General features: G+C 70.9%; 9 protein-coding genes. 3 read left to right on the forward strand and 6 right to left on the reverse strand.

Features of this window, described 5'->3' with window-relative positions; translation table 11 throughout:
- Positions 1-47: 47 nt before the first annotated feature.
- Positions 48-1466, reverse strand: coding sequence for a protein kinase (locus tag AB5J73_RS21170; RefSeq protein WP_370971497.1), 1419 nt, complete (start codon positions 1464-1466; stop codon positions 48-50).
- Positions 1467-1628: 162 nt separating this feature from the next.
- On the opposite strand from AB5J73_RS21170, the gene AB5J73_RS21175 reads away from it, so the two are divergent.
- The gene (locus AB5J73_RS21175; protein ID WP_370971498.1) at positions 1629-5726 is read left to right on the forward strand and encodes an FtsK/SpoIIIE domain-containing protein; all 4098 of its coding nucleotides are present in this window, start codon (positions 1629-1631) and stop codon (positions 5724-5726) included.
- Between the two features lie 14 nt (positions 5727-5740).
- Here AB5J73_RS21175 and AB5J73_RS21180 read toward each other — a convergent pair whose 3' ends face one another.
- The 5 genes from AB5J73_RS21180 to AB5J73_RS21200 all read right to left on the reverse strand — a co-directional run bounded on the left by AB5J73_RS21180 (position 5741) and on the right by AB5J73_RS21200 (position 10823).
- The gene (locus AB5J73_RS21180; protein WP_370971500.1) at positions 5741-6337 is read right to left on the reverse strand and encodes a hypothetical protein; all 597 of its coding nucleotides are present in this window, start codon (positions 6335-6337) and stop codon (positions 5741-5743) included.
- Entirely contained in the window at positions 6334-7656 is a 1323-nt protein-coding gene (locus tag AB5J73_RS21185; protein WP_370971501.1) for a hypothetical protein, read from the reverse strand. The genes AB5J73_RS21180 and AB5J73_RS21185 overlap by 4 nt, the downstream gene beginning before the upstream one ends.
- Positions 7653-7940 (reverse strand): hypothetical protein, encoded by a 288-nt coding sequence (locus AB5J73_RS21190; protein WP_370971503.1) that lies wholly within the window; start codon positions 7938-7940, stop codon positions 7653-7655. The genes AB5J73_RS21185 and AB5J73_RS21190 overlap by 4 nt, the downstream gene beginning before the upstream one ends.
- A gap of 116 nt (positions 7941-8056) precedes the next feature.
- Complete coding sequence (locus AB5J73_RS21195; RefSeq protein ID WP_370971504.1) at positions 8057-9814, reverse strand: hypothetical protein; 1758 nt, start codon at positions 9812-9814, stop codon at positions 8057-8059.
- Positions 9815-10595: 781 nt separating this feature from the next.
- A complete protein-coding gene (locus AB5J73_RS21200) occupies positions 10596-10823 on the reverse strand; it encodes an RNA polymerase sigma factor (RefSeq protein ID WP_370971506.1) in 228 nt (75 codons plus the stop codon).
- A gap of 452 nt (positions 10824-11275) precedes the next feature.
- Between AB5J73_RS21200 and AB5J73_RS21205 the strand changes: the two genes are divergently transcribed.
- Together AB5J73_RS21205 and AB5J73_RS21210 are read left to right on the forward strand one after the other, a co-directional pair.
- The gene (locus AB5J73_RS21205; RefSeq protein ID WP_370971508.1) at positions 11276-11458 is read left to right on the forward strand and encodes a hypothetical protein; all 183 of its coding nucleotides are present in this window, start codon (positions 11276-11278) and stop codon (positions 11456-11458) included.
- A gap of 501 nt (positions 11459-11959) precedes the next feature.
- Positions 11960-12649 carry an HU family DNA-binding protein gene (locus AB5J73_RS21210; RefSeq protein WP_370971510.1) on the forward strand — a complete coding sequence of 230 codons (690 nt, stop codon included), beginning with the start codon at positions 11960-11962 and terminating at the stop codon, positions 12647-12649.
- Positions 12650-12764 lie beyond the last annotated feature (115 nt).

A 12764-nucleotide genomic window follows, 5' to 3' on the forward strand; every position in this document is an offset into this window, starting at 1 on the left:
GAAGGGGCGCCGGAAAACCCCGGCGCCCCTTCGGCATTTCTCACGAGCTAGGTGCCTTGGTGCACGCATCGGGCCTGGCGAATACCGAGGCTTTCACTGGCGGCCGTGCGGTTCCCGCTGTCCCAGGTGGCTTGGATCTGGAAGCAGTACCGCTTGCCGGCCGTCACGTCGACCGTGTAGGAGGTCTGGCGGTCGGCGAGTTGGACGGTCGGCGCGGAGCCACCTTCTTCGGCGATGACGACCGCGTAGTCCCAATCCGGCCCGCCGGTCCACGAAAGCCGCACCTGCGCGCCGAGGTCCTCCGGCGGGGCCAGGACCGGCGCGGCCACGGCGGTGGCCGGCGAGGTCGGCGCCGGGGACGGGACCGGCGCGGCCGCCGGCGGCGTGGTGGTGTCCCGGGTCAGCAGGACGGTGAGCCCGCCACCGGTCACGACGACGAGTGCGGCCGCGCCGGCGATCAGCCAGCGGGTGGCCGCGGACCTGCGCTTGGGCTGCTCCGGTTCCGGGACGACCGGCCGCAAGCCGGTCTCGCTACCCGGTGCGAAGCCCGCCGGGAAAGATCCCGCAGCCGGACGTAGGCCGGTCGAGGCCGAGCCGTCGTACGGGGTGTCCGGGACCCAGCGCCGCGGAGAGCCGGACGGCGCGGACAGCGTGGCCAGCTCGGTCGCGAAGTCGTTCGCGCTGACGTGGCGGGCATCCGGGTCGGCGGCGAGCGCCTTGCCCAGCACGGCCGAGAACGCCGGGCCGGCCACCGTCTCCGGCAATGCCGGTGCCGGCGTCGCGACCGCGCGCAACCGGTACTCGCGCAGGGGCTCACCCGGCGCCCGGGGGATGGGCGGGCGTCCGGTGAGCGCGGTGTAGAGCGTGGAACCGAGGCCGTACACGTCCGAGACGAAGCTCGAACGGCCCTGGTAGACCTCGGGACCGGCGTGTTCCCACGTGGCGTAGTCGGCTCGGGCACCGTCGGCGTCGGCGTGGAGCGTCAGCCCGAAGTCGCCGAGGACCGGCTGGCCGGTGGGGCGGAAGAGGATGTTCGACGGCGTGATGTCCCCGTGCACCAAGCCGGCGTCGTGCACCGCGTGCAGGGTCACGGCCAGCCGCGCGCCCAGGGCGGCGACCTCGCCGGGCTGCAGCGGCCCGTGCGCGATCCGGGCGGCCAGCGATTCCCGGCACAGTTCCATGACCACATACGGTCTGCCGTCGCTGCCGGGGATCACCCCGCTGTGGAACATGGTGACCACGTCGAGCCCGCCGGGCAGTTTCCCGATCGCCTCGCACTCCGCGCTGAAGGAATCGCGCGAGCGACGGTCCGGCAGTGCGGTGTGGAAAACTTTCACCGCGACCTCGCGGTGAAAACTTTCCTGTACCGCGCGGTAAACCGTCGCGAAACCACCCCGCGCGATCGGTGTCAGTCCCGACAGGCCGGGTATCCGCGGAATGTCGTTGCCGTTGTTTTCGAAACCCACGCCGAAAGCGTAGCGTCCGGCGCCCCGTCGGCGATAGTTTCCGCGAGAACTGCGGACCCCGTGGGAGAAAAAGTGCGCATTCGTTTGTCAGTCCGTGATCCGCGCGATGGGGTGTTACGCGATTTCGGTATCGAATGCGTACCGGAGAATACCGCGGGCGAGGTGCTCGAGGCGGTGGGAGCGGTGCTCGGCGGGACCGGCCCGGCGACCGTCGGCGGCAACCGGATCGACGAGGCTCTGCCTGTCGCCGATTCGCCGGTGCGCGACGGCGTGGTCGTGGACTTCTCCGGTGCCGTCGCGCCTCCACCGGTGGCCGCACGCGGTCCGGTGCTCCGGGTCGTTTCCGGACCCGACGCGGGCCGGTCACTCCCTCTCGTGCTGGGCCGGGACACGCGGATCGGCCGCCGTGGCGAGGTCGATCTCGCGCTGTCCGACGGTGATGTGTCGCGGCTGCACTGCGTGGTCCGGTGGGACGGTACCCGGATCCGGCTCGTCGATCCGGGGTCCCGGAACCGCACCGTGGTGAGCCGCGACGGCCGGTTCGACGGCCGTACTCCCTTGCCGCACGGCGTGCCCGAGGACCTGCCGCCGGGAGAGCAGTTCCAAATCGGCGGAACCCGGCTCGCCGTCGAGCTCCCCGGTGCGCGTGTTCCACTGAGGCCCGACGGGAAGGGAGGTCTCCTGGTCAACCGCGCACCGCGCACGCGCGCACGCTTCACCAAGTCCACAGTGGACCTGCCGGGACTGCCGCCGGTCCAGACGGCGCACCGGAGCCCGCTGTTGCTGATGGCCGGCTTGCCCCTGGTGCTCAGCGTGGTGATGGCTTGGGTGTTCCACCAGCCGTCCTTCCTGATGCTCGGGTTGCTGTCGCCGGTGATGGCGGTCGGGATGTGGTGGAACGCGCGCCGCGTGGCGAAGCAGGCCAACGCGGACAACGCCCTTGATTACGACCGGCGCCTCGCCGGGGCCAAGGTCGCGGTGCACGCCGCCGTCGACGAAGAAGACGCTTTCCTGCGCCGGGAGTGGCCGGCGCCGGTCACGGTGCTGGAGCGGGCCGAGCCGGGCGCCGCCGGCCTGTGGCAGCGGCGTACCGGTGACGACGACTGGCTGCGGTTCCGGCTGGGGCGCAGTACCCGCGCGGCGTCGGTCGGGCTGAACGGACCCGCGCCGGCGGACGGGTGGCGACCGCCTCAGCTCGCCGACGCGCCCATCGGTGCCGGCCTCGACGGTGGCGCGCTCGGTGTTGCCGGCCCCGCCTCGGACGCCGGGCGGGTGCTCGACTGGCTGCTGGTCCAGGCCGCCGTTCTGCACGGGCCGGACGAGCTGCGCATCGCGGTCCTCGCTCCCGGGTCGCGAGAGCTGCTCTGGACGCGGTGGCTGCCGCACCTGAGGACCGGCACCGGCGGTGTCCGGGCAGCGTGGGCGCACGAAGCGGTGGGGGACGCGGTGAAGCCGCTCACCGAACTCGTGCGGACGCGGCTGGAAAGCCGGCGGCCCGGTGAATCCGCGGCGGACACGCTCGTGGTGCTCGTCGGTGCCCGGGAACTCGGCGAGCGGCAAGACGTCACCGATCTCCTGCGGGAAGGCCCGCTCGCCGGGCTGCGCTTCCTCTGCGTCGACGAATCGGTCGCGGCGCTGCCCAGCTCGTGCGACGCCGTGCTCGCTCTGGAACCCACCGGGGACCGCCTGAGCGTGGCACAAGGGGATCCGTTCGCGGTGACCGCCGACCGGATCGACACCGGTGCGGCGGAGCGGGTGGCGCGGATGCTGGCGCCGCTCCGGGTCGTCGGCTCGGCGAGTGCGGCAGCCGCGCTGCCGGACGTGGTCCGCTTCAGCGACATCGTGCCGGCGATCGCCGAGGACGAAGTGCGGGCTGCCTGGCAGCTGTCCCCCGAATGCACCTCGGTGCCGATCGGTGCCGACGCGTCGGGGACCGTGCACGTGGATCTCGTGAAGGACGGCCCGCACGGCGTGATCGTCGGCACCACCGGCGCCGGCAAGAGCGAGTTCGTGACGACCTTGGTCGCGTCGCTGGCGCTCGCGAACTCCCCGGCGCACCTGAACTTCCTCTTCGTCGACTTCAAGGGCCACTCGACGTTCCAGGACCTCGAGCGGCTTCCGCACGCCGTCGGCACGGTCACGAACCTCGACGGCGCGGTTCCCCGGTTCTTCGGCTCGCTGCAGGCGGAACAGCTGCGCCGGCAGCGGCTGTTCGAAGCGGCCGGCGTGAGCGAGTTCGGCGGGTACGGCTGTGCGGCCGCCCGGAAGGGGTTGCCGCCGCTGGCCCGGCTGGTCGTCGTGGTCGACGAGTTCGCCGAGCTCAAGCACCACCTGCCGACCGCCGTCGACGACCTCGTCGGCCTCGCCAGGCTGGGCCGGTCACTCGGCCTCCACCTGCTGCTGGCCACCCAGGACGAAGCCGATGTGACGACCCAGATCAAGCACAACGCGGAGCTGAAGGTCGCGTTGCGGGTCAGCCGGTCGGTGAGCGACATGCTCCTGGACAGCCCGCTCGCCGGTGAGATCGGCAAGCGGCAGAAAGGTCGCGCCGTGCTGCGGCAGTCCGACGTCCTCCGCACGGTGCAGACCGCCTGGTGCGGTGCGCCCAGCGGCAGCGCGCAGACCATCGCGCTGCGCGTGGTTCCGCTGCGGGACCAGGATCTGGAGCTGCCCGAGCCGCCCCGGAAGAAGAAGATTTCCGCGGACCGCACCGAACTGGACGACCTCGTCGACGCGATCACCGCGGCCACCGAGGCCGCCGGAATCCAGGTCCCGCACCGGCCGTGGCTCCCGCCGTTGCCGGATCTGCTGGTCCGCGACGCGTGCGCCCCGGTCCCGTTCGCACTGGACGTGGGACTGCGCGACGTCCCGGCCGAACAGCAGCAAGTCCCGTTCGCTCCGCGCCTGGGCAGCGGGCACCTCCTGCTGATCGGCGCGCCCCGTTCGGGTCGCACGAGCGCGGTGCGCGCAATCGCTTGCGGACTGGTCGCGGACACGTCGCCCGACGCGCTGCAGCTGCACGCGATCGCGGTCGGGCACAGCCTCGGCGAACTGGCGGACCTGCCGCACAGCGGTGTGGTCACCGACGTCGGTGATGCCTGGCAGGTGGAACGGGTGCTCAGCCGGCTCGGCGAAGAGGTGCGATCCCGCCGCGAGACGCTCGCCGCGGCCGGCGTGAGCACCCTGGACGAGCTGCGGGAACGCGACTCCGGAGCACCGCCGCACCTGGTGCTGCTCGTCGACGGTGTCGACGTCCTCACCGAACGCGACAGCACGGCCCAGCTGCTCCAGCGGCTGTTGGAGGACGGCGTGACCGTGGGACTCACCGTGTGCGTGACGAGCACCGGAACCAAGCTGCGGACGCGGTTCGCCGGACTGTTCGAGCACCGCCTGAGCCTTCGCCGCGCCGACAACGACTGCCTCGGCGCACTGGGGTTCGCCCACCGCGCCGACGTCACCAAGCTCCCGCCCGGCCGTGCGCTCCTGCGGGACGATTCCACCCTGGTCCAGATCCCCTTGCTGACCGGCGATCCGTCCGGTGGGGCACAACGAGCGGCGCTCGCCGAGGAGGTCGGCCGCGCGGTGAAGCGCTGGACACCGCCCAGGCGGGCACCCCTGCGCGTCGACCGGATTCCGGCCACCTTGCCACTGTCCGGCGCGCTGGCGTACGGGAACCGGCCGGCCGGCCGGCCGGCCCTGCTCGGAGTGGGCGGCGACGAGCTGACCACGCACTGGGCCGACTTCGACCGCGATCACGTGGTGGCGATCGTCGGTCCACGCAGGTCGGGACGCTCCAGCGCACTCTGCTCGATGGCGCTGAGTGCCGCGGCGAACGGCCTCCGCGTCGCCGTGGTCGCCGACCGGCGAGGTGCGGCGCACGCGCTGGTCGAACGGGCGGGCATTTTCGTCGGCGGCGCGGACGAGCTGGCGCGGGCGCTGACACCGGGGCTGGACGCGCTGTTCGTCGACGACGCGGACCGCTTGGGCTTCCCGGAGCCGCGTCCCTTCGGCCTGCCCGGCCGGCCGGCGTTGGTGGGTGCGTTCATCGCCGACAAGTTCGCCCACGGCCGCGGCTTGGCCCAGGTCCTCGCGGCCGCCGAAGTCGGTGTCGTGCTCAGTCCCGGCCGGGGCGAGGTGCTCGGCGTCGACTTCCCGCGCCCGGCGTTCGACTTCCCGGTGGGACGCGGCTACCTCGTCTCGCACGGCGAGGCGGTGCTCGGCCGGATCGCCGAGCCCGAGGCGGTCACCCCGGTGGGCTGACCGCCTCGCGGCGGTCAGCCGACGAAGCGGAAGGTGTCCGCGATCTCGGTGAAGAGCCGGTCGAATCCGGCGGCGAAGTCCACATTGGGCGTGACGAACGCCAGCACGGCGACCTGGTCCAGCCCGGGCACCGGGACGTGGAACCGGCGGGTGAACGCCTCGGTGCCGGTGTGGGGCAGGCGCACGCGCCCCCACGTGGTGAGAGCCGGGCCACCGGAAAGGTCGTGGACGCCGATCTCGGTGCCGGTGGCCCGCGCTTCACGCTCGATCTCGCCCCGCACGCCGGCACCGTCGCCGACGTGCGGGGACAGCGCGACCGTGACGTTGGCCGTGAAGACCTCCAGTCCGCCGGAGCCGCTGTCGACGTATTCGGTGAAGAAGCCCGCCAGCACCACGTCGACGTGCGCGGACAGGCGTCGCAGCTCGGTGCTGAGCGGCGCGACGAACCGGGCCACCGCGGCTTGGTCGCTCGTGTCGGCCCCGTGCTCGGCGAGGGTGCGGAGGACTTCCGCGTCCAGATCGGGCACGCGGGGATCGACTTCCAGCCAGGTCTCCGGTAGCCGCAGCCGGACGCCGGTCGCGGTGCGGCCGGGAAGGTCTTCGACAGTCACCGTTTCACCTCGACGAGTGTTTCCAGGGACTTCCAGCCGAACGTACCCAGTTCGCCGATCCGTTCCGAGGTCGACGGCTCCGGGCCGTACCAGTCGCCGTCGATGTCGCGGCGGACCTTGTCGATCGAGCCGGTGACGTCGGATCCGGTGTTCGCGAGCTCGTCGGCCTGCACCGCCGCGCCGGTCAGGTGGTAGGCCCGGGTGACGAAGTTGCCGCCGGGTGCGTCGAAGAGCCGGACGTGGTCCACCAAGTTCTCGGCGTCGTGCACGGAACTGACGGTCTCGGTGCCCTTCGCCGTGAGCCCCGCCTTCCCCACCGCGCCCAGCGATGCGATCCCCAGCGCGACTCCGGCGTCCACCAGCTTCGGGGCTTTGCTGTGATCGGCCGCGGTTTGCAGGCCGCGTCCGACGACGGCGATCCCGCCCAGCACCAGCCCGGCGCCGTACATGCCCGCGGCGATCTCACCGGCGCCGGGGACCAGGCCGACGAGCGGCGCGATCTGGGTCAGCATCGAACTGCAGTCCGACATCCAGGTGAGGAACTCGTCGAACTCGGTCGACGTCACCAGAGCCTGGAACCCGTGCCAGGCCGTTTCGAGGGGGTTGCGGTGGTAGCTGTGGGCGACTTCGGCGGCCCGGTCGACGGCCTCCGCGGCGGTGTTGCCGGCGTCCTGGTGCAACGCCTGGACGCGGCTGCCCGTGCGGCGTGCGGCGTCAAGCCGCTCATCGGCCAGGTCCAGCTGTGTCGAGGCGTACTTCGCGTCACCGTCGGCTTGTCCCTTGGCCGCGATCGCCTGGCGCTTGACCTGCTCGTCCTGCTGGATGTGGTGCTGCGCGTCGGCCGTGCCGGCGGCGTCGGCCGCGGTCTGGCTCACCACCAGCCGCTGCCGGGTGAAGACCAGCCGGGTCTGCGCCGAAGTGGCTTGCCTGCCGGAGTCGGCCGACCGCCGCTGGGCGTCGGCGAGGTTCCGCCTGAACAGCTCGGCGTCGGCGGCCGCGGCGGCGGCGGAGCGTTCGGCTTGCTGCGCGTCGAGCTGGTTCTGGACCAGTTCGTCGGCGTAGATCATCAGCGCGTCCCCGGCTTCCCGGTAGGACTCGGAAAGCCGGTCGAGGTCCGAGCACAGCTCGATGACCGACCGCCCGAAGGCCTCCGCGCCGAGCCCCGCCCACACCTCGTCGGCCTGGCCATTGCGAATCTCGCGCAGCTCGTCGCGGGCGTGCTCGGCGCGGTCGGAGATGGCCAGGAAACCCTTGGCGGTACCGCGCACTTGTTCGGGGTCGCCGGGAGCGGGATCCCAGCCCAGGTGCTCGAAGCTCATTGCGCGCCCCCGAGCGTGCGCACGACTTCGCCCTCGGTGCCGGTGTAGGCCCCGAGGGCCTGGTCGAGCCGGTCGGCGAAGTCGTCGAACTTCGCACCCAGCTCACGCCGGCCGTCGCCCCACTTGCCGACGAAGCTGTGGACGGCGTCGGCCAGCCGCGGGTAGCCGGTCTCCGCGGCACTGAGCGAATCGGCCTCGGCAACCGATTCGAGGTCGCCGTGGATCTCTCGCACGGTCGCGGCCAGCCGTCCCACTGCGGAGGGGTCGACCGAGAACCCGGTCATCGCCGGAGCCACTCGGCCGAGGGATTGGGGGTCGCACACCTGGATGACATGCCAAGAGGTCGCTTGGCCGAGCACACCTGTTACGGCTACGAAGGTTGACGACGAGTACCGCGCTGTCAGCAGCCGTCCTCCCGGTTGGTCGGAGCGTGGCCCGGCAACCCGACGCCCGCGACGTAGGAGACCTTGGCGCGGCCGGCGGCGTAGTCGCTCTGGCTACCGTCCTCCAGGCCGAAGCCGATGGCCCCCTTCGCCGAGCTGACGACCACCCCGTTGGAGCCCTGCCCGAAGTCGAGGTCGAGCTGCTCGTCGATGGTGTAACCGGCGAACGCCTTCCGCAGCTCGGCCAGTGTGGAGCCGACTCCGATCCCGCCGACCTGCGTACGGAGGGCCTGGTCGCCGCCGAAATTGCGCACGGCGAGGATCCGGCCCGTCTTGGCCTCGACGCTGGCGCTGAGGCTTTGACCGTCCTTGGCGTACCGCACGCACGACGGGGAGTTCTGGTCGTAGGCGTTGCCCTGGTCGGTGTATCCGCGCTCGCGGAGATCGTTCGCGGTCAGGTCGAAGTTCACCGGCCCGATTCCGTCGAACCGCACGACGTGGGGGTCCTGGTCGCTCACCTTCGGGCGGTAGCCGACGGTCACGGTCTCCCGGTCGCGGCCGCCCAGGAGATCGCGGAGGGTTTCGAACTGGCTGCGGAAGAACTCGGCGGCGGGGCCCGCGACCATCACCGCACCCAGGAGCACACCCCGCCAGCCGAACACCTCCGCCAGCGCCGCCGGGCTGAAGCAGCCCTTGAGGATGGCGCCGACGTCCGGCGTCCGCTGGTCGACGGCCGCGGCGCACTCCTTGATGCCGAGGGCCTTCGCCATCTTCTCGACGACCCGGTCGTACTCGCTGATCTTGAGGGCGCCGTTGCTGATCGTGCCGCCCCCGGCGCCGAACCGGGTGAGGATGTTGATCAACGAGGTCAGGCCGAACTCGAGCTGGTACAGGGACTCGGCGAAGCCGTCGTATTCGGTCGTGAAGCTGAGGTTCTGCCCGCTGCCGAGCTGGAAGGTCAGTCCGGCCTGGTCGAACGGCATCAGAGCCGTGCGTTTGTCGCTGAAGGACTGCTGGGCGACCCACTGCAGGGCGAACCTGTCCTTCGGCCGCTCGGCGACGGTGAGTCCGGCGTGGTTCACCAGGATCGGATAGCGCCGCTTGTCCACGATCCGCACGATCGGCTTGCCGTTCTCGATGCCCAGGCACCAGTGGAGCGGGTCGCTGCCCTTCGTGCCGATGGAGTAACCCCGGGCGCGGGCGTCGCGCTCACCGGCGCACTTCGGCTGCTCCGCCTCCGCGAACGCGTCCCCGGTCAAGGTGTCGAAGCTCTTCTTCAACTCGGTCTTGACCGCGTCCACCAGGTCGGTGAAGGGCCGGATCAGCGGATCCCACCGCGACAGGTGGTCGGTCGTGACGTAGGCGAAGCCGCCCTCCACCTTGGAAGGTGCCACGAGTTCCCAGCCGTCGGCCTCGCCGGTCCGGTTGACGGCGATGACCACGTCGGCTGCCTCGACCTGGCGGTCCAGCGCGAACCGGAGCGTGACGGGCGCCGGCAGGTCACCGTCGGGTGTGAGGTGGACGACGCCGTTGAGCGACTCGGTTCCCGTGAAGGACGGCTTCGCGGCCTGGTCGTCGGGGATCGCCTTCATCGATGGCGGAGCGCCGTCCGAGACGCTCACTCCGCTGCCGATGTCCCGGAACGCACCGTTCGCGGGGTTTTGCGGCGGCGCGGAGGTGCCGGTCAGCAGCCAGGCGGTCAGCCCGCCCGCCACCAGCACGCCCACCACCACGAGCGCGAGAACGGCACGCTTTCGACGCGATCGCGGCAGCACGCGTCCTCCTCGGCATTCCGGCATCGAGGAAACGGCGGGTGTGCGTTCCTCCCCGCCAGAGTCTCTCCGCCGACGGCCGCTGTTACGGACGACGTTCGCATGCCGGTAGCTCGCCGGCCATGGCTACCGGGACGCTCGACTGGGTCTGGCGGGCCGGCACTGTTGGAGCGCGCGAAGCGTTCCGCCGTGACTGGTTGACCGCCTGATCGTGACTGCTCAGCGACGCCGTGGCGCGCTGGGCACGCACGCCAGGATCGAACCGGCGACCAGCCAGCCGAAGTGTGTAATCGACGTGGCGATCCACTGGGCTGATGCCCACGATCGTCCGGCGTCCCTCCTGGCCGAGATCGATGATCGGTAGGGCCGAGTCTGCGGTGAAGACGAACGGATTCCAGGGCGCGCCATCGCACCGACCACGGGTGGCGGTGACAGCGGTCGTCCGCGGCCTGGCCCGCGCCATCGGCGACGCGCTGCGCACGCGGCGAAGCCGAACGCCGGCCCTTTTCCGTTCGAGCCTTGGTCGGTGGCGCGGCGGGCTCGTTCCTACCCGGTGCTCGGTCGCCGTACCCATCGCCGGATCCGACGGGCCCGTCGTGCCTTGCGGCTCCGAGGCGGAGCCTTGGGAACCGGGGAACCAGGGCCGATCGTGGCAGAGAGGGCGGACTCGACGGGCAGAATCCGGTCCAGGCCGGCGAGCAGGTCGTCGGATGCACTTCCCAAGAAGGTGTAGACCGCGGCGACGTCCTCGGCACCGCGGGGCGCGCCACCCTCCCGATGCGGATCACTGGTCATGGGACACCGCCTTGAGCTTGAGGCTGAGCGTGGTCAGCGCACGTGAGATGTTCTTGCGGACGGCAGCTTCGGTCTTTCCCGTCTGGGACGCGATTTCCGTGTTGGTGTAGCCGTCCAGGTGCCAGGTCAGGTGCAGTCGCTGGGTCGGTGGGAGGGTGTCGAGCACGAGGCGGGCGTCGGCCGTGCTGTTCGCGAGGGCGACGACGTCTTCGGGCATCAGGTCGCTATCCGGGTGGTCGGGCACGTCGCGGCGCGACCGGTGCGTCCGGTCTGGGCTGAGGCGCCAATACGCCCTGGTGGCGGTTGTTCGGAGCCAGGCCTTTCTCGCCATGCGATTGTCGGAGAGAGTGGCCCACTTGACCCACGCGCTCGTGAAGGCCGTCTGTGCCGCGTCCCAGGCATCCTCGGCGGACGCACCGAAAGCCATCATCAGGAATCCTGCGAGAGGAGCGGCCTCGTCGCGGTAGAACCGCGAGTAGTCGGCACGCAGACGATCCGCGCGGCTCCGGGTGGTGACGGGCTGCCGATCGAGCGAAGACGGCGGGAACAGCTGTCTGCGTGTGCGGTAGTGCGCTTCGGTGCGAGGTCGGTCATCGTCGGCCAGGAATACCCGGCTCCTTCGCGGGTTCCCCAATGGTGACCCAGGTTCGGCTCCCTTGCCCGAACGTGGTGAGCGTACTGCCGGGCGGCGCGCCCCGGGTGAAGTCGCGGACGATCGACCGCCGGATCCCGGTGGTCCGGCTTCGGGCTTTCGCGCAGATCCTCGCCATCGCCACGGCTGTACTGGCGACGACGGTCGCGGCGACCACCACCAAGGAAGTCACGACGTCTGATCACCTTCCCTCGGTCTGATGAGCTCGTACGTCACCTAGAGCGGCCGGGGGCGTGAACTGTGACATTCACGAGGATGCGGCCCAGTCGGACGCGGCTGCCCCGTAAGAACGGTCCGCGTGGTCTGCGACAGGCACACTTCGTCCAGCGGTAGCCCGCGATGGGCTCACCCGTTCGGCGGCCAGTCGGGGTGCGTCCTTGCCTCCGCTCAACTTCGTAGAACTCCCACATCGTTGAGCCGGCAGGGATTTCTCCGTACCCGCGTCGAACAGGTGAGCGACCGATTGGTCTCTGTCCTCTATGGACAAAATTGGCCGGCGGCGACGTATTCGCAGGTCAGGTGGATATTCTTGCTGCGCGTGTGTGTCCAGGTGGGACTCGATGAGGGTGCGCTTGCCGCTGTTTTCCCAGTGGTGCAAGAGAGTTCACCGCCGCCCTCGTTTGGATTTTGGCCATCTTGGTAATACTCTGTGTGACGTCGGCCGTGATGGGCCGTGGCGAGTTCCGCTATGGAGGACTGGAATGACGAACAAGGCCCAGCTGATCGAGGCGCTGTCGGAGCGTCTGGGCGACAAGAAGGTGGCTTCGCAGGCCGTGGACGGTCTGGTGGACATCATCATCCGGACGGTCAACAAGGGCGAGAAGGTCAACATCACCGGCTTCGGTGTGTTCGAGAAGCGCGCCCGCGCCGCTCGTACCGCGCGCAACCCGCGCACCGGTGAGGCCGTGAAGGTGAAGAAGACCAACGTGCCCGCCTTCCGCGCCGGTACCACGTTCAAGGACGTCATCGGCGGCTCCAAGAAGCTGCCGAAGGCGACCCCGGTCAAGCGCGCGACCGCGACCCGCGCGACGGCGACGAAGACCGCTGCCGCGGCCGCGCCGGCCAAGGCGACCACGACCCGTACGACCCGCGCGGCGGCCGCGAAGCCGGCCACCACGCGCGCGGCCACCACGCGGACTCGCGCCACTGCGGCGAAGCCGGCTGCCAAGGCCACCGCCACCAAGGCGGCGCCGAAGACCACCGCGGCGAAGACCACCGCGGCGAAGACCACCGCGGCCAAGGCGACGACGGCCAAGGCCACCACGGCGAAGGCCACGACCACCCGCGCCAAGGCCGCCGCCAAGCCGGCCGCCACCAAGACCGCAGCGGCGAAGAAGACCACCGCCGCCAAGGCTCCGGCCAAGCGCACGTCGGCCGCCAAGAAGAAGTAACACCTGCGTCACACGCAAAGGGCCCCGCGCCGAGCCGGTGCGGGGCCCTTCGTCATGACACGCCCAAGCCCGAGAACAAGTCAAAGCCGCCCGAGCTTCGGTCGTCGGTCGGACC

The organism is Amycolatopsis sp. cg9 (genome assembly GCF_041346945.1).
GTDB lineage: Bacteria > Actinomycetota > Actinomycetes > Mycobacteriales > Pseudonocardiaceae > Amycolatopsis.